The following is a 24,098-nucleotide window of genomic DNA, read 5'->3' as shown; positions in this document are numbered from 1 at the left end:
GGCTCGATGTCGTCACACTCATCCCCTTTCCTGAATCCGTTCGGCCGCCCGCATGCGCACGGGCGCGGCCCGCGGGTTCTCGTCTATTTCCCGCTCGGTCGCCTTTTCGGCGCCGCGGGTGAGCATCCGGAATTCCGGTCCCATGCCCGGCAATTCGACCGGTAGGTCCACCGGCGTACGCGAGTGGATCCGCGGCGCGAGCTCCTGCTTGACGACCTTGTCCTCCAGCGACTGGTAGGACATGATCACGATCCGCCCGCCGAGTCGTAGCGCGTCCAGCGCGGCCGGTAGCGCGGCGCGTAGCGAGTCGAGCTCGTGGTTCACCTCCACCCGCAGCGCCTGGAAGGTTCGTTTGGCAGGATGGCCGCCGGTCCGCCTGGTCGCGGCCGGGATGGTCGCGTAGAGCAGTTCGACGAGCTCGGCGCTCGTGGTGAAGGGCCGCTGCTGACGGCGGCGCACCACCTCGGAGGCGATCTTGCCCGCGAAACGCTCCTCGCCGTAGGTCTTCAGCACCCTGGCGAGATCGCCGTGGCTGTAGGTGTTGAGCACGTCGGCGGCGGTGATTCCGGTCGTCGGATCCATCCGCATGTCCAGCGGGGCGTCGACGGAGTAGGCGAAGCCGCGTTCGGCCTCGTCCAGCTGCATCGAGGAGACGCCGAGGTCCATCAGGATGCCGCTCACCGAACCGAGCGGGTCGAGTCCGGCCTGGGTCAGCGCGTCGGCGATCCCGTCATAGGTGGTGTGCACCAAAGTGATTCGGTCCGCGAACGGGCGCAGCCGCTCCTCGGCCAGGCGTAGGGCGTTCGTGTCCCTGTCCAGCCCGACCAGTCGCAGTCCGGGATAGGTGCGCAGGAAATGTTCGGCGTGCCCGCCGAGACCCAGGGTGGCGTCGACGTAGACGGCGCCGGGCTCGGTGAGCGCCGGACCGAGCAGTTCGTCGGCTCGGCCCAGGAGAACCGGGACATGCCGGGGGCCGTCCTGTTCACGGTTCACCTCGACCTCCCGGATCCTGCCTCGCGTCGTCGCTTTGCACCGGATGGCGAGCGCCGGTGGCCGAACGTTCGACCATCGCACACGGGTCGCCTTGTTCCACAGTGCTTTTGATAAAGAAGCTGCTGTCGAGAACGAATGCCCCGTGGTCTCTGACCGAACAACGGCACCTGGCGTCGGGGAAGTACGCCAGGGTCCGCGTCCGGGCAGAGGCCGCGTGGCACTCGTCCGCTCGGGCTAGAAGATTCCGCCCAGCGACTCGTCTCTCGCTTGCGCGTAATCCTCCTCGTGCTCGGCGAGGTAGGACTCCCACGCCTGCTTGTCCCAAATCTCGAGGAAGTCGACCGAGCCGATCACCACGCAATCCCGGTCCAGGTTCGCGTAGCGCCGATGATCCGCCGACAACGTGATGCGGCCCTGTGCGTCCGGACGCTGTTCATCGGTTCCGGCCGCGAGTGCCCTGACGAACGCGCGGGCCTGCGGGTTGCTGCGAGACGCGGCCGCGGCTCGCCGAGCGAGCGCGGTGAACTCTTCCTTGGGGTACACGGCAAGGCTGTGGTCCTGACCCTTCGTGACCATCAACCCTCCCGCCAGATCGTCTCGAAACTTCGCAGGCAACGTGAGTCGCCCTTTGTCATCCAGCCGAGGTGTGTAGGTACCGAGAAACATCTCGATACCTCCCTACTGGATCACCTCTCTGGATGGCCTCTCCTGTAGTGCGCGCTCCACATTACCCCACTTTCCCCCACTTTCAATCGAAAGTGGAGGTGATCTGGCTCCCCGCCGATGCGATTTCGCAGGTCATCCCAGCTATCACCGGGGTGGGGAACTTTTTGCATGTTGTGCCGACACGCGGGCGTCGCCGCGCGACAGCCCGGAAACATCCAGCAAACTGCCCTGGTAGCCAAGGTCCTCGAGCCCGTCGGGGGCGGCACTGGGGGAAGGTGGGGAACGTCGTGGGGAGAAGTGGGAACCACTTACCGAGGCGCGTCCCCTACCGCACGGGAGCGGTTCGCGCGACACGGGCCCGAACGCGAGCAGGCGACGCCGCACCATCGGCCGGTGCGGCGTCGCCTGTCGTGATGAAGATGTCGGGTTACAGCCGAGCTACTCCTGCTCGAACCGTCTCCGGAAGCGATCCTCCATGCGTTCGGAGAAACCACCGGACTTGCGCTGACGCCCAGGTCCGCTCGATCCGCCACCGCCCGGCCCGCTGGAGGGTGCCTCGCCGGAACGCGCGCCACGGGCGGCGCCCTTGGAGTTGCCGAGCAGCAGCAGCACGCCGGCGCCGAACATGACGATGAATCCGATCAGGCTGATGATCGGAAAGCCACCGGGCTTCACCGGAGCGGCGATACCGGCGACCAGTAGAAACAGACCGAGGACGAACAAGGCCGCGGCCTGGAGTCTGCGACGACTCGAGGTCGAGCGAAGGCGTCCGCCGCGGACGGACGAGGCGAACTTCGGATCCTCAGCATAGAGCGCGCTCTCGATCTGTTCGAGCATGCGCTGCTCGTGCTCGGAGAGTGGCACGGTACCTCCCCCGGCACTAGGACGTGGCTTGTCGCCTCCGGGTAGGCGACAGATAGCCGACCTTGGCGGCTATCTGTCACCAATGATACGAGTTCGATCAGGGCCGTACCACCTTCTCGGTGATAACTAAGCGGTCATGCCTCCGCTCCATCCCGGCGCGGGCCGCAACCGCGCGGCCGACTTCAGCAGATCCTCCACGTCGTGCAGGAATGCCCCCACCCGCGAAGAGAACTCGTCGGCCTGCCGCTCGTCCACCTCGCGGTCCAATCCGGCCTCCAGCGCGGCGCGCAGCTCCGAGCGCGCGCTGAAGTAGTCGGCCCACATGACGAACTCGGGCGCGGCGCGCTGCAACAGCACCCAGGCGTTGCGCGAGCGGGCCCGCGGCGCGGCGTCGGCGCCGGTGAAGGCGAGCACCGCGCCCGCACCACGCAGCGCGGCGAGATACGCGGTGCGGAACCGCTCCCGCGGATCGGTCTCCCCCGCCGCCTGCATCAGCAGTCCGTCGGCCTTCTTCAGCAGTTTCCCCGCCTTGCCGGGCTGGCCCGGCTGCTCGATCCGACTCATCGGCTCGTCCCTCCGCACTCGCACACCTCCGGTCCCCGTGCACCGCGCGGACCGAACAGGTATTCGAACGTTTGAATTGAGCTTGAATATAGAGACGCCCACCGACAACTTTCCGCGTCCGCGCGGTCCGACGAGAGCCATGACAGCCGTCAAGCCACATCACTCACCCGCACCCGCACCCGTCGTCGTCGACCTCTCGGTCGCGGACCTGCGCTACCGGCTGCACGACGCGCTAGCGGTCTATGTCGCCGCGATGGACTATCCGCGCGGCACCGAGAACCATCGCGCGCCGATGTGGACCGAGCACACCACCCGCGCGGGCTGGCAGGCGGTCGCCGCGCTGCTTCCCGATGACAACGGCCACGTCGATCTGCGCACTTCGCCCATCGTCGCCATCGCCTACGGCTACCGCGGCGCGCCGCACCAGTGGTGGCACCAGCAGGTGCACAGCGGGATGCGCCGCTCCGGCTGGCCGGAACACTCCGCGCGCGAACTGCTTTCGGACTATTTCGAGCTGACCGAGTTGCACGTGCACCCGAGCGCGCAGGGCCGCGGCATCGGCGGCACGCTGCTGCGCAGGCTGCTCGAGGACCGGACGGAGAGCGCGGTGTTGCTGTCCACGCCGGAGGTGGCGGGCGAGGAGAACCGCGCGTGGCGGCTCTACCGCAGGGAGGGATTCGCCGACGTCATCCGGCATTTCGTGTTCGCGGGCGACAACCGGCCCTTCGCGATACTCGGCAGGCGGCTGCCGCTGTGAACGTGGTGGTGGTCGGTTCCGGCCACAACGCCCTGGTGGCGGCCTGCTATCTGGCGCGCGAGGGTCATCGGGTCGAGGTGCTGGAGCGCGACGAGGTGCTCGGCGGGGCGGTGTCGACGGTCGAGCGTTTCCCCGGGCACCTGGTCGACCGCGGCTCGTCGGCGCACATCATGATCCGGCACACCGGGATCGTCGAGGAGCTCGAGCTGGAGCGCTTCGGGCTGCGTTACATCGATTGCGATCCTTGGGGTTTCACCCCGGCCGATGCCGAGGGCCGGCCGCCGCTCGTCTTCCACCGCGACGTCGACGCGACGTGCGCGTCCATCGCGGCGGCGTGCGGGGCGACCGACGCCGAGGCGTATCGGCGGTTCGTCGCGGTGTGGGGTCCGCGCAGCGCGCGGGTGATGCGTGCGTTTCGCGGCGCGCCGGGGCCTGGTCATCTGCTTCGGTCGTTCTGGGGGCTGGACGCGAAGGCCGGGGGCAGCGCGCTGTCCAGGGAGTTCCTGCAGTCCGGTGACGCGTTGCTGGACAGCTTGTTCCGCGACGAACGGCTCAAGGCGTCGCTGGCCTGGTTCGGCGCCCAGTCCGGTCCGCCGATGTCGGAACCGGGCACGGCGCCGATGGTCGGCTTCGCGGCGCTGATGCACACGCTGCCGCCGGGGCGGGCGGTCGGCGGCAGCGGCGCGTTGAGCGCGGCGCTGGTCGCGCGGCTGCGCGCGGACGGCGCGACGGTGACAGCCGGTGACGCGGTCACCTCGATCGGGCGCGCGGGCGAGGGCTGGGCGGTGCGCACCGCGTCCGGGCGGAACCTGCGCGCCGACGCGGTGATCGCGGGCGCGCACGTTCTCACCACGCTGGATCTGCTGCGCGCGGGCGGGTTCGACGGGGCCACGCTGGACGACTGGCAGCGCCGCATCCGGGTCGGGCCCGGCATCGGCATGGTGGTGCGCGTCGCGACGAACGCGCTGCCCGGCTATCCCGGAGCCGCCACCACGGAGTCCGCGCACGGCCTGCAATTTCTCGTCTCCGACCGCGCGCAGCTGCGGCGCGCGCACGGCGCGGCGCTGGCGGGCGACCTGCCGCCGCGGCCGGTGGTGCTCGCGATGAGTTTCAGCGCGCTCGATCCGAGCATCGCCCCACCGGGCGAGCACCAGCTCTCGCTGTGGGCGCAGTGGCATCCCTATCGGCTGGCCGACGGCAGCGACTGGGCCGCGCACGCCGATCGCGAGGGCGATCGGATCGTCGCCGAGGTCGACTCCTACGCACCGGGGTTCGCCTCGAGTGTGCGCGAGCGGTTCGTGCAGACGCCGGTCGACCTGGAACGGGAGATGGGGCTGCGCGGCGGCAATGTGATGCACGTGGAGATGTCGCTGGACCAGATGATGCTGTGGCGGCCGCTGCCGGAGCTGTCGGGTCAGCGGGTGCCCGGTGCGCCCGGCCTCTATCTGACGGGGGCGTCCACCCATCCCGGCGGCGGCGTCTCCGGCGCCAGTGGCCGGACGGCGGCGCGGCTCGCCATGCGCGATGCTCGGCGCAGGCGATTTCCCTTCGCGCGCAAGCGATGACGGACCCGGTGATGCGGACACCGGACCACGACATGGTGCGACGGGCGCGGTCGATGGTGCGGTCGGTGCGGCACCCGGTGCCGGTGCTGCTCGCGGTCTTGCTCGTGCTCGCCCAGATCGGCTATCCGCTCTCCGAGGGCGCGGCACGGGACCGGATCACCGTGGTGATCGTGCTGCTCTCCGCGGGCACGGCCCTCACGCACGCCGCCGCCACCCGCGGAACGCGGTACGCGCTGGGGTTTCTGGTGATCGTCTCGGGGCTCGGCCTGCTCGCCGAGATGCTCGGCGTGGCGACCGGAATCCCGTTCGGCTGCTACGAGTACGCGCAGGATCGGATCGGGCCGTCGCTCGCGGGCGTGCCGCTGCTGGTGCCGCTGGCCTGGACCGGCGGGATGTATCCGGTGTGGATCGTGGCAGGGATCGTCACCCGCGGGACCGCGGGGCGGGTCGTCCTCACGACGGTCGGGGCGGTGGGATGGGACCTGTTCCTCGATCCGCAGATGGTCGCCGACGGGCAATGGACCTGGTGCGACGCCGATTCCGGGCTGCCGGGCCTGGCCCACATCCCGCTCACCAACTACCTCGGCTGGTTCTGCGTCGGCCTGCTGATGGCGCTCCTGCTCGCGGTCTGGGATCGCGCCGCGCCCGGCCCTGCCCAACCTCGCTCCGGCGCCTCGCTCGCCGTGCCCGTCGCGGTCTTCCTCTGGACTTGGCTCGGCTCCGCCCTCGCCCACGCCGTCTTCCTCGATCTTCCCTACTCGGCCTGGTACGGCGCCCTCGGCATGGCGCCCCTCGGCGTGCCTCTCCTGATCCACTTGGCTCGCCACCGCTCCGTCGAGGCGCGCCGCGCCGGTTGACGCCGCTGCGCTCGCCATGGAGCGGGGCGGACCTCGATATATAAGGCAGGCGAGGTGGGGTGTCTCGTCGTGTCGCGCCCGCCGCGTGGCGATTCGGACGTTCGGCCTGGCACGATGTGAGCCGTGCAACCGAGTCCCGCCACCACGATGCCCGATGTCCCGGTCCGACCGTCGCCGCGCGCACCCCGTTCCAGGCTGCGGGTAGCCGCGGGCGTGCTGCTCGCCGTGCTGTTGGCGCCGGCGCTGGCCGGGTGCCTGCGGGTGCAGGTGTCGATGGGTGTGTCGTCCAACGACCGGGTGTCCGGGCGGATCGTGGCTGCGGTCGTGCCCGCGAGCCCTGAGGACAAGGGTCCGCAGCTGAAAGCGCCCGAGTCGCTGGCGGCGAAGGTGCGGGTCGAGCCCTACAACCAGGACGGTTACCTGGGCAGCAAGGTGTTCTTCGAGGACCTGTCCTTCGGTGAGGTGCAGCAGCTCGGCATGTTGTCCGATCAGACGCAGGGCATGTTCCAGCTGAACTTCCAGCGCACCGGCGATCTGGTCAGCCTGGAGGGGCGGGTCGACCTGAAGTCGGTGCCGCCGCACGGCTCCGACGTGCAGTTCACCATCGCGTTCCCGGCCCGGGTAGCCAAGACCAACGGCAACCGCGAGGGCGATTCCACCGTCTCCTGGAAGCTGCCGCCCGGCGAGGTGTCCAGGGTGCTCGCCGAGGTCCACTACGCCGACCCGAACACCCGCTCGTTCGCGGGTTGGGCGGGCATCGTCGGCGGCATCACCCTCGCGGTCGCCGCCATCGTCGCGGCCATGGCGTACATGGATCGCAACCCCGCCGCACCGGAAGTTCCCGAGCACCAGTTCTCCTGGCGGCGTTGGTGGCGGACGGTCAAGCAGTTCCGCTGATCGGGCGCCCGGCCGCGGGCGGGTCGGGTGGATTCGTGACCCGTGACAAGGCGAGCCGGGCCGGTTCCCCCGCGCTGGTCGGCATCGGCACGGCCGTCGCGCTGGCGAGTTGCGGTATCGCGCTGATCAATCGGCTCTCGATGCCGCGTGCGGACGCGAATGCCGAAGTGGCCGAGCCGGTTACCGTGTGCGTACCGGCCCGCGACGAAGCGGAGCGGCTGCCCGCGTTGATCGCCGACCTGCGCGCGCAGACCGGCGTGCCCGCCATGCGAGTGCTGATCCTCGACGACGGTTCGACCGACGGCACCGCGGCGGCCGCGCGGGAGGCGATCGCGGGTGACCCCCGCTTCGAGGTCGTTCGCTCGGAGGCCGAGCCGCCCGCGGGCTGGACCGGCAAAGCCGCTGCCTGCGCCCGCCTTTCCGAAAACGTCGACACGCCGATCATCGTCTTCCTGGACGCCGACGTGCGACTGGCCCCGCGGGCCATCGCCGCGGCGGCAGGCGCGGTTCGCGATCGGGGCGCGGCCTTGGTCTCGCCGTGGCCGGCGCAGCGAGCCGAGACCATCGCCGAGGCGCTGGTGCAGCCGCTGCTCTGTTGGTCTTGGGCGTCGACGTTGCCCATCGTGCTGGGCAACCGCGGCCATCGTCCCTCGACGGCGGTCGCCTGCGGCCAGTTCCTCGCCTTCGACAACGCCGCCTACCGCGCCGTCGGCGGGCACGCCGCGGTGGCACACAGTCCGACCGAGGACCTCGACATCGCCCGTGCCCTGCGCCGCGCCGGCCACACCACCCACCTCGTCGCCGCCGGACGACTCGCTCGCACCCGCATGTACCGCGGCGCGGCGGAGATCGACGCCGGGTACACGCGCTGGCTCTGGTCCGCCTACGGCGGCTCACGCACGGCGGCCGCCGCCGTGGGAACCGCCCTGGCACTCGGTTATTGGCTCCCTCCGCTGGCCGCGCTGTTCGGCAGCGGGCCGACCCGCCGCACCGGCGCGCTCGGCTACGCCGCCGCCGTCACCGGCCGCCTGCTGGCCCGCTCCCTCGAATCCGGCGGCCCCCTCCACCGCGCCGACGCGCTCGCGGCACTGGCCCATCCCCTATCGATCGCCGCCTATCAACGCCTGGTCCTCCGCTCACACCGCGCGAAAAGCCGTGGGGCACTTCGCTGGAAGGGCCGCGCGCTGCCCGAGGTCCGCTGAGCAGGGGCACGCAGCGAAACGACACCGGCTCGGTCGGTGGACCGAGCCGGTGTCGTCGATGGCCTGGGTCTTACGGGACCGAGGTGATACCGACCGTCGGCAGGAAGAAGCAGGACTGTTTGCCGTTGTCGACGGTGCCGAAGACCGCGGCGAGGACGGTGCCCTTGCCGGTGTCGACGGGGACCGCGCGGATGCCGCCGACAGGGAGCGCGGCGAAGAAGAAGTCCTGGACGGCGCGTTCGGCGTGCGGGCGCAGGTCGGCGGGGACCTCGGCGGGGATCATGGCGCGGAAGATGTCGGCGAGCGGGCCCATTTTGGTGAGGCCGCTGCGGCCGTTGCTGACATTCAGCCAGGCCACTTGCATACCCGCGGTAGTGCGGCTGTCCGCGTCGAGGCCGTAGGGCACGAAGGTGAACATGGTCTGGCCGGACTTCACGGCCGTCAGATCCAGACCGGGAATGGACACCGTGGTCTTGGGCCACGGTCCCGGCATCGCGCCCGCGACGGCGGGCACGAGACCGAAGGTGCTGCCGTTGCCGCAGAACGCCGCGGCGGTCGGGTACAGGAACGGGTCCATCCCGAATCCGCGCAGCGCCTCCACGGTGGACTGGTAGGCGCCGAGCAGGTCGCCCGGCGCGGCGGCCTGCTGTTTGCCCGCCAGTTCGGTGGCGGCCGGGGGTGCGGCGGGGGCGGGCGCCGCCACGGCGGGGGCGCAGACGCCGAAAGCCAGTGCGACCGAACCGGTCGCGGCGGCGGTGAGAGTGGTGAAGCGGCGCAACAGGGTCACAGCGGTGCTCCTCATCGTCGGCACGGTGAGGACACGGTACTCCGGCAAACCCGCTCAGCAGCCATTTCGGCAATCGGCAAGTTTTCGGCGCGTCGGCTTGCACCCGCATTTCAGAGCGACGACACGAGTGAGCACCCCGCGGCGGGCGGCCGCTCGGCGCGGGAACCGACCGGCCGACCCGCGCAATGATCATCCGTCGCACCGACCGACGCCAGGGCTGCGCTCACCCTGATTCCTAACCTTGTCCGGCACATGCCCTGCTCCGCATGATGATTCGGCTCGACCCTGCTGCGCCCGGAGCGGACCGGGGTCCGCAACACCATCCAGAGCGACCGAGAGACCTGGCTCGCCGACGTCGCAGCAACCCCCCGGACGACCGGGTGCGGGTGCTTCCGCCAGGAACGATGGAGGACCGAATGATCTGCCCACACCGCGGCGCCCGCCGGACCCGACGCCACGCCGAGACCTGCCGCCCAACCCCAGCCAGCTGTCCGCGCTGATCCAGCGCCAGACCGTGCACCCGTCGCTGGCCGGGTGCGGTGACCAGCGCGTCGCGCGGTCGCGTTCGATTCTCCCGAAGGGCCCGAAATGAGTGCGTCCCTCGCATCCGATGCGGCGGCCGCGGATGACGCCGATCCGCCCGGCACAGCCGACAGCCCCGTCGCAGCCGCACACCGACCCGGCGCGATTGCCGACCAACCCGGCTCTGCCGCACGCCGATCCGCCGCGGACGCAGACGAACCCGGCACAGCCGCCGACCAACTTCAGTCGGCGGCACTTCAACCGAACGGAGCCGCGAACACAACCAGCGACCGAACCCCCAGGGTCGCACGCACCTACCACCCGTGGCGCTGGGTGATCAGCGCCGCCGCGTTGATCCTGCTCGCCCAGTTCGCGCACGGCCTGGTCACCAATCCCGGCTGGGACTGGCCGACGTTCGCGAAGTACTTCACCGCGCGATCGGTGCTGACGGCGCTGCGGGTGACGCTGGAACTGACGCTGTGGGGCACCGCGCTCGGCTTCCTCATCGGCACCCTGCTCGCCGTGGCGCGGCTGTCGAACAATCCGGTGCTGCGGGTGATCGCGTGGGTCTACATCTGGGCGTTCCGCTCCATTCCGATGATCGTGCAGCTGCTGTTCTGGTTCAACATCGCCTACCTGTATCGGACTCTCTCGCTGGGGATTCCGTTCGGACCGGCGTTCCTCACCTTCGAGGTCAACGGTGTGATCACCGGATTCACCGCCGCCGTGATCGGTCTCGCGCTGCACCAGGCCGCGTATTCGGCCGAGATCATTCGCGCCGGGCTCGTTTCGGTCGATCCTGGTCAGCTGGAAGCCGCGGCGGCGCTGGGTATACCGCGCTGGCGGCAGTTCCGCACGATCGTCGTGCCGCAGGCGATGCGCTCGATCCTGCCGAACGCGACCAACGAGGTGATCAGCCTGTTCAAAGGCACCTCGATCGTCTCGGTGATGGCGATCGCCGAACTCTTCTACCAGGTGCAGGTGATCTACGGCCGCAACGGCCGGGTGGTGCCGCTGCTCATGGTGGCGACGGTCTGGTACATCCTGCTGACCACGATTCTCACGGTGGCGCAGTACTACATCGAGCGCCACTACGCCAAGGGCGCCCAGCGCACCCCGACACCGACGCCGCTCCAAGAACTGCGGCGCAGGGTCCGCGAGATCGCCGAGCTCGGTTCCGCCGCGCCTCGGGGAGCGACCCGATGACCGCGCTCGAGACGCCCGCCGTGCGAGTCACCGGCGTGCGAAAGTCCTTCGGTCGCACCGAGATCTTGCACGGCATCGATCTGACGGTGCGCGCGGGCGAGGTGGTCGCGGTGATCGGCCCGTCCGGTTCCGGCAAGTCGACGCTACTTCGGGTGCTCAACCACCTCGAGCCGGTCGACGCGGGCACCGTGCACATCGATGGCGAACTGATCGGCTACCGCCTGCGGCGCGACGTCTTGTATCCGCTGCCGGATCGCGTGGTCCGTGAACAGCGTTCTCGCATCGGTTTCGTGTTCCAGCAGTTCAATCTCTTCCCGCATCTGACGGTGCTGGACAACGTCACCCTCGCACCGGTGGCGGCCCAGCGCAGGGACCGCCGCGAGGTCGAGCGCGAGGCGAAGGCGCTGCTCGAGCGCGTCGGCATCGGCGAACTCGCCGACGCCTACCCGCGCAGGCTGTCCGGCGGGCAGCAGCAGCGGGTGGCGATCGCCAGGGCGCTGGCCGTGCGGCCGCGAGTGATCCTCTTCGACGAGCCGACCTCGGCGCTGGATCCGGAGTTGGTCGGCGAGGTGCTGGACGTGATCCGCGATCTGGCCGAGGACGGCACCGCGCTGGTGATCGTCACGCACGAAATCGGTTTCGCCCGGGAGGTCGCCGACACGGTGGTGTTCCTCGACGCGGGCGTGATCGTCGAACAGGGCCCGCCCGCCGAGGTCCTGGACAACCCGAACCATCCGCGCACCCGCGCCTTTCTGTCCCGAGTCCGATGAGCGTCACGAACAGGTTCCCGATGAGATTCCCCGCCATGGTCACCGCCCTCGCCGCGGCCGCGCTGCTGGTCACCGCGTGTGCCACCGACCCCGACGAAGACCTCCAGGTCTCCTCCGACGGCACGGTCGCCTTCGACCTGTCGCCCGAGCAGTCCGGACGCGTCCGCGCGGACAAGGTCGACGCCATCGCCGCCGAGGTACCGCAGACCATCCGTGACCGAGGGACCTTGGTGGTGACCGGCGCGTCGGGCACCGCGCCGCCGCTGCGCTTCTACGCCACCGACGACAAGACGGTGGTCGGCTCCGAGGTCGACTTCGCATCGCTGGTCGCCGACATCCTGGGGCTGAAACTGGTCGCGAGCGTGGCGGATTGGTCGCAGAACTTCGTGCGCGTCGACTCCGGCGAAGTGGACGCCTTCATCTCGAACGTGACCGTCACCGAGGAGCGCAAGGAGAAATACGACTTCGCGACCTACCGGCACGACAACGTCGCGCTGGAGGTGCCCGCCGCGAGCGAGCTCCAGTACCAGGACCGGAAGAGCCTGGCGGGCAAGCGGATCGGCGTCGGCACCGGAACCAACCAGGAACAGCTGCTGGTGAAGTGGAACGAGCAGAACCGCGCCGAGGGGCTGCCCGCCATCGAGATCGCCTACTACGACAAGACCAGCGACTACTATCTCGCCCTCGCCTCGCAGCGGCTCGACGGCTATCTCGGCCCGAATCCGACCGCGATCTACCACGTGAGCACGGCGAACCAGACCAAGATCGTGGCGACCTTCTCCGGCGCGGGCGAGGCGCTGCAAGGCGAGATCGGTGTGCTGACGAAGAAGAACAACGGTCTGATCGGCCCGGTGCAGAAGGCCCTGCGGCACGCGCTCGAGTCCGGGCTCTATCAGCGGGTCATCGACCGCTGGGGACTGCGGACCGAGGCCGTCACCGAATCGCGGATCAATCCGCCCGGTCTACCGAAGCAGCGGTGACCCGATGACACGGGGACTCTCGACGATCCGCCGGGCGCACTGGGTCGCCCAAGACGATCCGCTTGCCGCGCCGCTGCTCGCCGAGCTGGCGCTCGAGTACAGCAGCCGCTACGGCCGGACTCCCGGCGAGGTGCACACCGATCTGCGCGGCTATCCGGCCGCGCACTTCGCACCGCCGGAGGGCGGGTTGCTCGTGGTCACGCAGGACGGCGAGCCGGTGGCGGGCGGCGCTTTTCAGCAGTTCGACGCGACGACCGCCGAGCTGAAGCGGATCTGGACCGCGCGGGAGCACCGCAGGCGTGGTCTCGGCCGATTCGTGTTGGAGCGGTTGGAGGCCGAGATCGCCGCCCGGGGCTACCGGCGCGTCTATCTGACGACCGGACCGCGCCAGCCCGAGGCGGTCGGCCTGTACCTGGCGGCCGGGTACCTCGCCCTCTACGACCCCGCGCTGCCCGCGGAAGTGGTCGGCCCGCACCCGTTCGAAAAGTTTCTCGACCTCGGCGAATGGGAGGCGACGGCATGAAGTTCCTGTTGTTCACGCTGGTGACGCGGGTGCCCGATCCGCGGACCGGTGTGCTGCCCGACACCAGGCAGCGATTGCGGTCGGTGGTCGAACAGGCCAGGCTCGCCGAGGATCTCGGCTACGACGGATTCGCCGTCGGTGAGCGGCACGAGGATCCGTTCCTGTCCGCCGCACCGCCGGTGATCCTCTCCCACATCGCGGCCATCACCTCGCGCATCACGCTGTTCACGGCGGTGACGACGCTGAGCCTGCTCGACCCGGTGCGGGCCTTCGAGGACTACTCGACGCTGGACAACCTCTCCGGCGGGCGCCTCGAGCTGATCATCGGCAAGGGCAACGGCGCGGCGCAGGCCGAGCTGTTCCACGTCACCACCGAGGATCAGTGGGAGCGCAATCGCGAAGGCTACGAACTGTTCCGGGCGCTGTGGGCGAGCGACAGCGTCACCTGGTCGGGACGGTTCCGTCCGCCGCTGGATCGGGCCAAGGCGCTGCCGCGCCCGTTCCAGCCGCGGATCCGGATCTGGCACGGCAGCGCCACCAGCCGCGATTCGGTGGAACTCGCCGCGCGCCACGGTGACCCGCTGTTCTCGGCCAATGTCACCAATCCGATCGAGCCCTACGCCGAACTGGTGCGCCACTACCGGGAGCGGTGGGAGCACTACGGCCACGATCCGGCCGAGGCGCTGGTCGGCGCCGGTACGGCGGGCTTCCACGTGGCGCGCACCTCGCAGCAGGCGCTGACCGCATACCGGCCGATCTTCGAGGCGCGGCTGGCGCTGAGCCGAAAGCTCGGTCTACCCATCGTCTTCGAGACACTCGACGATTTCGTCGCGCGCAGTTCGGCGTTGATCGGCAGCCCGGAACAGATCGTGGACAAGGTCGGCCGCCAGCACGAACGGTTCGGCCACGAGGTCATTCACCTGTCCGCCGAGCGCGACGGTCGCGGCGTTGCCGAACACCGCGAAAGTCTCGAACTCTTCCAAGCCGAGGTGGCGCCGGAACTGCGCCGCCGAATTCCCAGCAGGCCGTTGGCGGCAAGCACCGCACACAGCGAACTCATTGGAGTGACATCGTGATCCGAACCCGTCGTCGAATTCTCGCGCTGGTCGGCGCGCTCGCCGCGACGAGCGCCTTGGCCGCCTGCGGCAGCGATTCGAGCGCGCCGGGCGGCGACGCGGGCCCGCCCCGGCCGGGCGGCACGCTGCGCTACGGGTTGTCCCAGGCGCCGACCTGCTCGGATCCGGCGCAGGCCGGCACCAACCAGACCCTCTATGTGGCACGGCAGATCGTCGATTCGCTCACCGACCAGGATCCGCAGACCGGTCGGATCGAACCCTGGCTGGCGCGCAGCTGGGAAATCAGTCCGGACGCAAAGGTGTTCACCTTCCACCTCGCCGACGGCGTCACGTTCAGCGACGGCACCCCGCTCACCGCGGACTCGGTGCGCAATACTTTCGACTCGGTGCAGCGGCTCGGCGCGGTGAAGTCGCCGCTCGGCGCCAGCTATCTCACCAACTACGTGGGCACCACCGTCGTCGACCGGCTGACGGCGCGCGTGGAGTTCAGTCGGCCCAATGCCCAGTTCTTGCAGGCCTCCTCGACCACGCAGCTGGGCATTCTCGCCGACGCGACGACCGCGAAGCCCGCCGAACAGCGCTGCCTCGGCGACAACATCGGCAGCGGACCGTTCACCTACGCGGGCTGGCGACAAGATCAGTCCGCGACGCTGGCCAAGCGCATCGGATACCACTGGGGATCGGCGGTGTTCGCGCACCGAGGCGAGGCCTACCTGGACGGGATCGAGTTCACGGTGGTGCCCGAATCCGGGGTTCGTACCGGCAGTCTCGTGTCCGGTCAGCTCGACGCGATCAGCGACGCGCTGCCGCAGGACGTGCCGCAGCTGGAAGCCGCGGGTGCGCGCCTGCTCACCACGGTCAACCCCGGCGTGCCGTTCGGCCTCCAGGCCAACGTGACCCGTGGCCCGCTGCGCGATCCCGCGGTGCGCAAGGCGCTGTTGCCTGCCATCGATCGGAAGCAGTTGGTGGACACCGTCCTCGGCCCGCAGTTCAACGCTGCTTCCGGTCCGCTGGCCAGCACCACACCCGGCTTCCAGGACTTCTCGGCGCGACTGGCCTACGACCCGGCCGCGGCGAAGGGCATTCTGGACCAAGCGGGCTGGGTACCGGGCGGTGACGGCATTCGCGCGAAGAACGGCGAGCGCCTGTCGTTCTCGGTGCTGTTCAGCCAGGCGTTCGCGGGTAACCAGGCCATTCTGGAACTGGTGCAGCAGCAGCTGCGGCAGGTGGGCGTGGAGTTGAAGCTGGACCTGGTGTCCTCTCCGGAGTCCACGGCGCGGCAGAACGCCAAGGACTTCGACATCACCTACTACAACACCACCCGCGCCGACGGCGACATCCTGCGCTCGGTGTTCGGCGTGGAGGGCCGCAACCTCAATGCGCGCGAACGCATTCCGGCGCTGGACGACGCGCTCGACGGTCAGCTCGGCGCGGTCGACGCCGCCGCGCGCACCGCCCTGATCCGCACCGCGCAGGAGCAGGTGCTCGAGGCCGGGCTGTGGATCCCGACCATCGAGCTCTCCCAGGCCATCGGCGCCGCGGCGAACACCAGGGACCTGAAGTTCGAGGCGTCGGCCCGGTTGCAGTTCTTCGACACCTGGCTGAGTGGGCGCTGAGATGGCCCGCTATGTGGCGCTGCGCGTCCTGCAGGCGATCTGGGTGCTCTGGGCGGCGTTCAGCATCTCGTTCGTCGTGCTCTACCTGCTGCCCGCCGACCCGGTCTCCATCGCGGCCGACGGCGGCGGCGCGGGAACGCCGGTCGACAAGGCCGCGATCGCGGAGCTGCAAGCCCGTTACGGATTGGATCGTCCGCTGTGGGACCAGTACACGACAGCGCTCGGCAACGCGATCCGCGGTGATCTCGGACTGTCCATCTCGACCGGTCGCCCGGTCACCGAGGCCGTCGCGGAGGCCGTGCCCGCGACGCTCGGATTGGCCTCGCTCGCCCTGCTTTTCGCGACCCTCGGCGGAGTGACGCTGGCCTTCGCCGCCACCTACACGCGCAAGCCCTGGCTCCGGAACCTACTCGCCGCTCTGCCGCCGCTCGGTGTCGCGGTGCCGACGTTCTGGACGGGACTGCTACTGCTCCAGGTGTTCTCGTTCCACTGGCGCCTCGCCCCCGCATTCGGCGGGCAGGGCCTGCGTGGCACGGTACTGCCCGCCTTGACGCTGGCCATCCCGATCGGCGCGGTGATCGCACAGGTGCTCGCGGCCGGACTGGAATCCACCTGGCGGCAGCCGTTCACCGAAGTGGCGCTGGCCAAGGGCGCGTCGCGCTGGTGGGTGCAGCGCAAGCACGTGGCACGGCCCGCCAGCTTGCCCGCGTTCACCATCGCCGGTGTGCTGGTGGGCAATCTGCTCGCCGGGTCGGTGGTGGTGGAGACGGTGTTCGCGCGCGCGGGCGTCGGCAGGCTGACCCAGACCTCCGTGCTGGCCCAGGACATTCCGGTGGTGCAGGGCATCGTGCTGCTCACCTCGCTGGTGTTCGTCGCGGTGAATCTGGCGGTCGATCTGCTGTATCCGCTGCTCGACCCGCGGATCGCGGCGCGCGGCGGGCGTTCCGGCGAGGCGACGGAGGCCGAGGACATCGCGGAGGAGGTGCTCGTCCGTGTCTGACGAGAACGCCGCGGATCGAGAAGGGAACGCCCGTGGTTGACGTGGTCGACAAGACCCGCCGGATCGCGCTACCCGGCCTGCGCGGACCGATGCCGAGCGTGCGCGCGCTCCGGCGCAACGCCGGGCTCATCGTCTCGGCGGCGGTGGCGCTGCTCGTGCTGGGGTGGGCGCTCACGCCGTCGGTGTTCGCGAGCGGTGACCCGCTCACCGGAGTGCCCGCCGAGAAGTTCCAGGCGCCCAGCGCCGAGCACTGGTTCGGCACGGACAACCTGGGGCGCGATCTGTACACGCGGATGGTGCACGGCGCGGGGCTCTCTCTCACCGCCACGCTGTCCGCCGTCGCGCTGGCACTGGTGGCCGGCTCGCTGCTCGGGCTGCTGGCGGGGGCGATCGGCGGTGTGGCCGACGCCGTCGCCATGCGCGTGGTGGACGTGCTGCTCTCCATTCCGGCGCTGCTGCTTTCGCTCGCGCTGGTCACCGCGTTGGGCTTCGGAACACGCAATGTGGCGATCGCCGTGGGTGTTTCGTTGATCGCCAACTTCGCGCGGGTGATGCGGTCGGAAGTGCTGCGGGTGCGGCGCGCGGTGTACGTCGAGGCGGCGCACGCCTCCGGGGTGCGCTGGTACACGGTGCTCGCCCGGCACGTCCTGCCCAACTCCTACCAGCCCGTGCTCGCGCTCGCCGCCGTCGAGTTCGGCATGGCGGTGCTCTCGGTCTCCGCGCTCAGCTTCCTCGGCTACGGCGCCAAGCCACCGACGCCCGAGTGGGGCTCGCTCATCTCCGAGGGCCGCAACTACCTCGCCACCGCCTGGTGGCTCACCACCGTGCCCGGGCTGGTGATCATCGCCGTCGTGCTGGCCGCCCAGCGCCTCGGCCGCGCCGCAGGAAGGACCGATCAGCCGTGAGCAAGCCGACCACGGCCCGCGCCGACGGGCAACCCGCCCGAGACGACGTCGCCGCGCCACCGGATGGCAGTCGGAGTGCCGCCGATGCTCTGACCCATAACCGCCAAGACGGCCGAGCGCCGACCGGAGAGCGCGAATCAGCCTCGGCGCCACCTGCTTCGCGCGCGGAAGGCGCTCTGTTGCGAGTGGATCGGCTCCGAGTCGACTACCGCTCCTCGAGCGGGCCGGTCACGGCGCTGGCCGATGCCTCGCTGCACGTCGCTCGCGGCGAGGTGGTGGCGCTGGTCGGCGAGTCCGGTTCCGGGAAGTCCACGCTGGCGCACGCCGTGATCGGATTGCTCGGAGCCACCGCGGAGATCCGCTCGGGGACCGTCACTTTCGACGGCGAGCGGGTCGACACGGGCTCGGAGCGAGCGCTGCGCAGGCTGCGCGGAGCGCGGATCGGGTTCGTACCGCAGGACCCCGGCCTCTCGCTCAATCCGGTGCGCCGGGTGGGTGATCAGGTGGCCGAGGCGCTGCTCGTGCATCGGCGTGTCGCTCGCCGCGGGGCGCAAGGGCGAGTGCTGGAGCTGCTCACCGAGGTCGGCTTGGATCGCCCGCGGCTGCGGGCGGAGCAGTATCCGCACGAGCTGTCCGGAGGGCAGCGCCAGCGGGTGCTGATCGCCATCGCCCTGGCCTGCGGTCCGGAGCTGATCATCGCCGACGAGCCGACCAGCGCGCTGGACGCCACCGTGGCCCGGCGGGTGCTCGACCGGCTCGCCGAGCGCACCGCCGCGCGCGGCACGGCGGTGCTGCTCATCACCCACGACCTGGCGATGGCCGCCGAACGCGCCGATCGGCTGGTGGTGCTCGACGGCGGCGAGGTCGTCGAATCCGGGCCGACCGCGGAGATCCTCGCCGCGCCGCGTCACCCGTACACCAAACGGCTGCTGAGCTCGTCGCCGAGTCTGGCGCCCGGCCCACCGCGACCGGAACGGCCGCGCGGGGAACCGCTGCTCGTGCTGCGCGAGGTGCGCAAGCGCTTCCGCGCCCGCTCCGGCGACGCCATCACGGCGGTCGACGGCGTCGGATTCGAGCTGGGTCGCGGCGAAACCCTCGCACTGGTGGGCGAATCCGGCTCCGGTAAGTCGACAACGGCACGGATCGCCTTGCGGCTCACCGACGCCGACCACGGCAGCGTCGTCTTCGACGGCGAGGACCTGCTCGCGGCCCGCCGCGGCAGGCTGCGGGCGCTGCGGCGCCGGTTCCAGGTGGTGTACCAGAACCCGTACTCCTCACTGGATCCGCGCTGGCGCGTCGGCGCGATCATCGAGGAACCGCTGCGCGCGTACGGGGTCGGCGACCGCGCCGCCCGCCGCGACCGGGTTCGGGAATTGCTCGGGCAGGTCGCGCTGCCGGAGCGTTTCGCCGAGCGCCGCCCCGCCGAGCTGTCCGGCGGCCAACGCCAGCGAGTGGCCATCGCCCGTGCGCTCGCACTGCACCCCGACCTGCTCGTGCTCGACGAACCGGTCTCGGCGCTGGACGCCTCGGTGCAGGCGCAGATCCTCGACCTGCTGGACCGCCTGCAGTCCGAACTCGACCTGAGCTACCTGTTCATCTCGCACGACCTGGCGGTGGTGCGGCGGATCAGCGATCACGTGGCGGTGCTGCGCCGCGGCCGCATCGTCGAATACGGCCGCACCGCACGGATCTTCGCGGATCCGCGGCACGACTACACCAGGGAATTGCTCGCCGCGATCCCCGCCTTCCGCACGGCAGGCGTGGATTTCGCAACGGAAAGGACGGCATGATGCCGGATTCGGATTTCTTCCTCGCGGTGGAACTCGCCGGGACCGGCGCGCATCCCGCGTCGTGGCGACGCCGGGATTCGCGCGCCGAGGACCTGTTCACCGCCCGGTACTGGGTCGACGCGATCACCGCCGTCGAAAAGGCCGGTGCGGACGCGGTTTTCCTGCCCGACTCCTTCGGGTTGCAGCCGGGCGGCGCCGCGACCGCACAGGGCAGGCTCGACGCGGTCGCGATCGCGGCACGGGCCGCCGCGGCCACGCACCGCATCGGCCTGCTACCGCAGGCGCCGGTCACCCACACCGAACCGTTCCACCTGTCCAAGGCGATCGCCAGCCTCGATTTCGCCACCCTCGGCCGCGCGGGCTGGGAGGTCACCGTGTCCGAGGGCGCCGAGCAGGCGAAAGCGTTCGGCCGCAAGAGCCCACAGGAACCAGCCGCGCTGTGGCACGAGGCGGACGAGGCCGTCGAGGTGGTCACGCGGCTGTGGGATTCCTGGGAGGACGACGCGGAGATCCGCGACCTGCCGACCGGACGCTTCATCGACAGGGAGAAGCTGCACTACATCGATTACGCGGGCGACTACTTCTCGGTGAAGGGGCCGTCGATCACGCCGCGCTCGCCGCAGGGCCAGCCGATCGTCGCGGTCCGCGCCGACGAAGGGCCGAGCATCCAGGTCGCGGTGCGCCGCGCCGACCTGATCCGCATCGCCCCACCGGATCTCGACGCCGCGCATGCCAGGCGCGCCGCGCTGCGCAGCGCCCTGCTGAGCGCCGACCGTGATCCGGACGCCGTGCGCGTGCTGATCGACATCGATGTCCACCTCGCCGGCACCGCCGAACGCGCGTACGAGGAACTGGCCGAGCTGGACCGCTGGTCGGCGTCGGGCACCGCGCCGCGGTCCGGTGCGCCCGCCGCGACCGGCTCGGTGCTTCGTCACATCGGCACGGGCGACTCGCTCACCGAACTCCTTGCGGCCGTGTCCGATTCGGGCGCCGCCGACGGTGTGGTGCTGCGTCCGCTCGCGGTCGAGGCCACCCTGCGCCACCTGGCGACAGCCCCGCCCGCACCGGCCACCACCCTGCGCGAGCGGCTCGATCTGCCGCGCCCGCCGAGCCGCTACGCCACGATTCAGGAAGGGACACCGTCATGAGTTCCACCAAGCCGCGCAAGTCCGTCCATCTGGCCGCGCACTTCCCCGGGGTGAACAACACCACGGTCTGGAGCGATCCGGCGTCCAAGAGCCAGATCGACTTCGAGTCCTTCGTCCACTTGGCCCGCACGGCCGAGCGCGGCCTGTTCGACTTCTTCTTCCTCGCCGAAGGACTACGGCTGCGCGAACACCTCGGGCGCATCCACGATCTGGACGTGGTCGGCAGGCCGGACACCTTCACGGTGCTCAACGCGCTTGCCGGTGTCACCGAGAAGCTCGGGCTGGCGGGCACCATCAACTCCACCTACAACGAACCGTTCGAGCTGGCCAAACAGTTCGCCTCGCTGGATCACCTGTCCGGCGGACGCGCGGCGTGGAACGTCGTCACCTCCTCCGACGCGTTCACCGGCGAGAACTTCCGCCGCGGCGGCTATCTGGAACACTCCGACCGCTACCGCCGCGCGGCCGAGACGGTCGAGGTGGCGCGCGCGCTGTGGGACAGCTGGCCCGCCGACACGCTCGTGGTCGATCGCGACGCGGGCGTGTTCGCCAAGGACATTCCCGAAACCCGCCATCGCGGCAGGCAATTCGACATCGCCGCGCGCTTCGTGCTGCCGCCCAGCCCGCAGGGCCATCCGGTGCTCTTGCAGGCGGGCGATTCCGACGACGGCCGCGAATTCGGCGCCGCCACCGCCGACGCCATCTTCACCGGCCACGGCACCCTCGAGGCGGGGCGCACGTTCTACGCCGACATGAAGGGCCGCCTGGCCAAGTACGGCCGCGGGCACGACGAACTGAAGATCCTGCCCGCCGCCACCTTCGTGCTCGGCGACACCGCCGCCGAGGCCGAGGAGCGGGCAAGGCACATCCGCTACCAGCAGGTGGGTCCGCAGACCGCCATCGCGTTCCTCGAACAGGTCTGGGGCCGCGACCTTTCCGGCTACGACCCGGACGGACCGCTGCCCGACGTAGACCCCTCCGGCGACGTGAACATCACCAGGGGACGGGTGCGCCACGCGAAGGATCCGCGCGCGGTCGCCGAGGCGTGGCGCGCCAAGGCCGAGGCCGAGAACCTGAGCATCCGCGAGCTGATCATCGAGGTCACCGCGCGCCAGCAGTTCGTCGGCACGCCCGCCGAAGTCGCCGAGCGCATCGATGAATACGTGCAGACCGACGCGGCCGACGGCTTCATCCTCGTCCCCCATCTCACCCCCGGCGGACTCGACGAGTTCGTCGACCGCGTCGTCCCGGAACTACAAGAGCGCGGCAGCTTCCGCACCGAGTACGCCGGCGACACCTTGCGCGACCATCTCGGCCTGCGCCACCCACATCACCGCACATCCGTCCACGAAGGAGCCAGAGCGTCATGACCGCAACCACCGCAACAAGTTTCGACTCCGAGTGGGCCGCTTGGCACGACGCGAGGGAGGAGCAGCTGCGCGACCGGCTCGGCTTCCTCAGCCTGACCGCGTTGCACTGGCTCACCGACCAGCCCGAGCGGTTGCCCGACCTGCCCGGCACCTGGTGGGTCACCGACGGCAAGGTGTTCATCACCGCGCAACCGGCCGACCGCCTCGTCTTCGAGGGCACCGGCATCGCGGGCGTGCAGATCATCACCCCCGCCGAAGGCGCGCCGGGACTCGAGGTGCGCCACGAACAGCGCGTGCTGGAGGTCATCCGGCGCACCGGGCGCTACGCGGTGCGGGTCCACGACCCCGCCGCACCGTCGCTGGCCGCATTCGCCGGGATTCCCGCGTACCAACCGGACCCGCGCTGGATCGTGCAAGGCCGCTTCGAGGCGTTCGCCGAGCCGCAGGACGTCGTCACCGCGGCGGTGGTCGACGGGCTCGAACATCACCACTCCGCCACGGGCACCATCGAATTCACCCTCGGCGCGGTCACCGAGCGCGTCGTCGCGTTCCAGGCCGGTGCCGGACTGCGCATTCTGTTCACCGACGCCACCAGCGGCGTCACCACCTACCCCGCGGCCAGGTCGCTGAGCATCGCGGCGCCGGACGCGGACGGCGCGGTGCTGCTCGACTTCAACCGGGCGGCCAACCTGCCCTGCGCCTTCACCGATTTCGCCACTTGCCCGGTGGCGCCTGCGCAGAACCGGCTGCGGGTGGCCATCGAGGCGGGCGAGCAGGATCCGCGGCCCGGAAGGGGGCGGGCGTGACGGTCCCCCTCTCCATCCTCGACCTGGCACCGATCAGCGCCGGGTCCACCGCGCAGCAGGCGCTGCGCAACACCGTCGAGCTGGCCCAGCACGCCGAACAGTGGGGCTACCACCGGTATTGGCTCGCCGAACACCACTTCGTAGCGGTGGCCAGTTCCAGCTCGATCACCCTGATCGGGCTGGTCGCGGCCAACACCTCCCGGATTCGGGTGGGTTCGGCGGCGGTACAGGTGGGCCACCACACGTCGGCGTCGATCGTCGAGGCGTTCGGCACCATCGACGCGCTGTACCCCGGACGGCTGGACCTGGGGCTCGGGCGTTCGGGGCACCGGCGGGCCCAATTCGGTTCGGAGCCCGCGCATCCCAAGGGCGGGCGTCCGGTGGTCGACACCGCCACCGGACGCACGGAGATCCGGGACGGGGTGGTGGTCCCGCCGCCGTTCGATCCCGGCCGCATCGTCGACCGGTCCCGCTTCGTGGCGTCGCTGCGCGCGTTGCAGCAGCCGGGCGCGCAGGCGCCGGACTTCGCCGACCAGATCGACGAGGTGCGCGCCCTGCTCGCGGGCACCTACACCAGCGCGGACGGTATCCCGCTGCACGCGGTGCCGGGTGAGAACGCGCGGGTGCAGCTGTGGCTGTTCGGCAGCTCCGGCGGCGAGAGCGCCGAACTCGCCGGTCGCCTCGGTCTGCCGTTCGCCGCCGCCTACCACGTGGCGCCGGGCACCGCGCTGGACGCCGTCGCCGCCTACCGCGCGGCGTTCCGTCCGTCCGAGTACCTGGCCGAACCGTACGTGGTGGTCTCGGCCGACGTGGTGGTCGCCGCCGACGACGCGAAGGCCAAGCGGCTGGCCGCGGGCTACGGGCACTGGGTGTACGGCATCCGCGCCGGGACGGGCGCGACCGAATTCCTCCCGCCGGAGGCCGCGGGACCACTCACCCCGGACCAGCTGCGGCTGGTGGACGATCGGCTGGCCACCCAGTTCGTCGGGTCGCCGGGCACCGTGGTGGAACGGCTCGCCGCGCTGCGACGGGTGACCGGCGCGGACGAACTGCTGGTCACCAGCGTCACGCACGATCACGCGGACCGGCTGGAGTCCCATCGGCTGCTGGCCGAGGCGTGGGGGTTGCGCGCGGCGCGGGCGGCTTGATACGCGAATGCCCCGCTGGTCGGTGACCCGCGGGGCATTCGCTTGTCAGGACCGCACGCGCTCGCCGCACCTGCGACGCTCATCGG

General features: G+C 70.5%; 23 protein-coding genes and 1 riboswitch. Of the genes, 18 read left to right on the top strand and 5 right to left on the bottom strand.

Translation table 11 applies throughout. The annotated features are described in order from the left end of the window. Positions 1-18 precede the first annotated feature (18 nt). The 4 genes from rsmH to FB390_RS30225 all read right to left on the bottom strand — a co-directional run bounded on the left by rsmH (position 19) and on the right by FB390_RS30225 (position 3,087). On the bottom strand, positions 19-993 hold the full coding sequence (gene rsmH, locus FB390_RS30240; protein WP_141812601.1) for a 16S rRNA (cytosine(1402)-N(4))-methyltransferase RsmH: 975 nt from the start codon (positions 991-993) through the stop codon (positions 19-21). 234 nt (positions 994-1,227) lie between these two features. Further along, the gene (mraZ, locus tag FB390_RS30235; RefSeq protein WP_067785767.1) at positions 1,228-1,659 is read right to left on the bottom strand and encodes a division/cell wall cluster transcriptional repressor MraZ; all 432 of its coding nucleotides are present in this window, start codon (positions 1,657-1,659) and stop codon (positions 1,228-1,230) included. A gap of 438 nt (positions 1,660-2,097) precedes the next feature. After that, complete coding sequence (locus FB390_RS30230) at positions 2,098-2,523, bottom strand: DUF3040 domain-containing protein (protein ID WP_067785770.1); 426 nt, start codon at positions 2,521-2,523, stop codon at positions 2,098-2,100. Positions 2,524-2,649: 126 nt separating this feature from the next. Then, on the bottom strand, positions 2,650-3,087 hold the full coding sequence (locus FB390_RS30225) for an SAV_6107 family HEPN domain-containing protein (RefSeq protein WP_067785773.1): 438 nt from the start codon (positions 3,085-3,087) through the stop codon (positions 2,650-2,652). A gap of 139 nt (positions 3,088-3,226) precedes the next feature. On the opposite strand from FB390_RS30225, the gene FB390_RS30220 reads away from it, so the two are divergent. The 5 genes from FB390_RS30220 to FB390_RS30200 all read left to right on the top strand — a co-directional run bounded on the left by FB390_RS30220 (position 3,227) and on the right by FB390_RS30200 (position 8,365). Then, a complete protein-coding gene (locus tag FB390_RS30220) occupies positions 3,227-3,844 on the top strand; it encodes a GNAT family N-acetyltransferase (RefSeq protein WP_141812600.1) in 618 nt (205 codons plus the stop codon). Then, entirely contained in the window at positions 3,841-5,409 is a 1,569-nt protein-coding gene (locus FB390_RS30215; protein WP_141812599.1) for a phytoene desaturase family protein, read from the top strand. Before FB390_RS30220 ends, FB390_RS30215 begins: the two co-directional genes overlap by 4 nt. A gap of 32 nt (positions 5,410-5,441) precedes the next feature. Next, positions 5,442-6,266 (top strand): carotenoid biosynthesis protein, encoded by an 825-nt coding sequence (locus FB390_RS30210; RefSeq protein WP_221639463.1) that lies wholly within the window; start codon positions 5,442-5,444, stop codon positions 6,264-6,266. Between the two features lie 147 nt (positions 6,267-6,413). Next, positions 6,414-7,163 carry an LppM family (lipo)protein gene (locus FB390_RS30205; RefSeq protein WP_141813186.1) on the top strand — a complete coding sequence of 250 codons (750 nt, stop codon included), beginning with the start codon at positions 6,414-6,416 and terminating at the stop codon, positions 7,161-7,163. A 35-nt stretch (positions 7,164-7,198) separates the two neighbouring features. Beyond that, positions 7,199-8,365 carry a glycosyltransferase family 2 protein gene (locus tag FB390_RS30200; RefSeq protein ID WP_425465929.1) on the top strand — a complete coding sequence of 389 codons (1,167 nt, stop codon included), beginning with the start codon at positions 7,199-7,201 and terminating at the stop codon, positions 8,363-8,365. Between the two features lie 70 nt (positions 8,366-8,435). On the opposite strand, the gene FB390_RS30195 is transcribed toward FB390_RS30200, so the two are convergent. Beyond that, complete coding sequence (locus FB390_RS30195) at positions 8,436-9,167, bottom strand: hypothetical protein (RefSeq protein WP_141812598.1); 732 nt, start codon at positions 9,165-9,167, stop codon at positions 8,436-8,438. 301 nt (positions 9,168-9,468) lie between these two features. After that, positions 9,469-9,563: riboswitch (SAM riboswitch) on the top strand. A 444-nt stretch (positions 9,564-10,007) separates the two neighbouring features. On the opposite strand from FB390_RS30195, the gene FB390_RS30190 reads away from it, so the two are divergent. The 13 genes from FB390_RS30190 to FB390_RS30130 all read left to right on the top strand — a co-directional run bounded on the left by FB390_RS30190 (position 10,008) and on the right by FB390_RS30130 (position 24,012). After that, entirely contained in the window at positions 10,008-10,880 is an 873-nt protein-coding gene (locus FB390_RS30190; protein WP_185757330.1) for an amino acid ABC transporter permease, read from the top strand. Next, the gene (locus FB390_RS30185; protein WP_141812597.1) at positions 10,877-11,650 is read left to right on the top strand and encodes an amino acid ABC transporter ATP-binding protein; all 774 of its coding nucleotides are present in this window, start codon (positions 10,877-10,879) and stop codon (positions 11,648-11,650) included. The genes FB390_RS30190 and FB390_RS30185 overlap by 4 nt, the downstream gene beginning before the upstream one ends. A 20-nt stretch (positions 11,651-11,670) precedes the next feature. Continuing rightward, positions 11,671-12,630: an ABC transporter substrate-binding protein gene (locus tag FB390_RS30180; RefSeq protein WP_246124475.1), complete on the top strand. Its 960-nt coding sequence runs from the start codon at positions 11,671-11,673 to the stop codon at positions 12,628-12,630. Positions 12,631-12,634: 4 nt separating this feature from the next. After that, a complete protein-coding gene (locus FB390_RS30175) occupies positions 12,635-13,153 on the top strand; it encodes a GNAT family N-acetyltransferase (protein WP_141812595.1) in 519 nt (172 codons plus the stop codon). Beyond that, the gene (locus FB390_RS30170) at positions 13,150-14,229 is read left to right on the top strand and encodes an LLM class flavin-dependent oxidoreductase (protein WP_141812594.1); all 1,080 of its coding nucleotides are present in this window, start codon (positions 13,150-13,152) and stop codon (positions 14,227-14,229) included. The genes FB390_RS30175 and FB390_RS30170 overlap by 4 nt, the downstream gene beginning before the upstream one ends. Then, on the top strand, positions 14,226-15,845 hold the full coding sequence (locus FB390_RS30165) for an ABC transporter substrate-binding protein (protein ID WP_141812593.1): 1,620 nt from the start codon (positions 14,226-14,228) through the stop codon (positions 15,843-15,845). Before FB390_RS30170 ends, FB390_RS30165 begins: the two co-directional genes overlap by 4 nt. Before the next feature lies 1 nt (position 15,846). Continuing rightward, complete coding sequence (locus tag FB390_RS30160; protein ID WP_141813183.1) at positions 15,847-16,845, top strand: ABC transporter permease; 999 nt, start codon at positions 15,847-15,849, stop codon at positions 16,843-16,845. A gap of 89 nt (positions 16,846-16,934) precedes the next feature. After that, positions 16,935-17,750 (top strand): ABC transporter permease, encoded by an 816-nt coding sequence (locus FB390_RS30155; protein WP_141813182.1) that lies wholly within the window; start codon positions 16,935-16,937, stop codon positions 17,748-17,750. 176 nt (positions 17,751-17,926) lie between these two features. Further along, positions 17,927-19,540: a dipeptide ABC transporter ATP-binding protein gene (locus tag FB390_RS30150; protein ID WP_141813181.1), complete on the top strand. Its 1,614-nt coding sequence runs from the start codon at positions 17,927-17,929 to the stop codon at positions 19,538-19,540. Next, entirely contained in the window at positions 19,540-20,688 is a 1,149-nt protein-coding gene (locus FB390_RS30145; protein ID WP_141812592.1) for an LLM class flavin-dependent oxidoreductase, read from the top strand. The genes FB390_RS30150 and FB390_RS30145 overlap by 1 nt, the downstream gene beginning before the upstream one ends. Then, positions 20,685-22,058, top strand: coding sequence for an NtaA/DmoA family FMN-dependent monooxygenase (locus FB390_RS30140; RefSeq protein ID WP_141812591.1), 1,374 nt, complete (start codon positions 20,685-20,687; stop codon positions 22,056-22,058). Before FB390_RS30145 ends, FB390_RS30140 begins: the two co-directional genes overlap by 4 nt. Beyond that, positions 22,055-22,864, top strand: a complete 810-nt coding sequence (locus FB390_RS30135) for a DUF1684 domain-containing protein (protein WP_141812590.1) — start codon at positions 22,055-22,057, stop codon at positions 22,862-22,864. The genes FB390_RS30140 and FB390_RS30135 overlap by 4 nt, the downstream gene beginning before the upstream one ends. After that, on the top strand, positions 22,861-24,012 hold the full coding sequence (locus tag FB390_RS30130; RefSeq protein ID WP_141812589.1) for an LLM class flavin-dependent oxidoreductase: 1,152 nt from the start codon (positions 22,861-22,863) through the stop codon (positions 24,010-24,012). Before FB390_RS30135 ends, FB390_RS30130 begins: the two co-directional genes overlap by 4 nt. Positions 24,013-24,098: the final 86 nt, after the last annotated feature.

Origin of the sequence: Nocardia bhagyanarayanae (genome assembly GCF_006716565.1) — a bacterium.
GTDB classification, from domain to species: domain Bacteria; phylum Actinomycetota; class Actinomycetes; order Mycobacteriales; family Mycobacteriaceae; genus Nocardia; species Nocardia bhagyanarayanae.
This window is presented reverse-complemented; position numbering and strand designations above follow the sequence as displayed.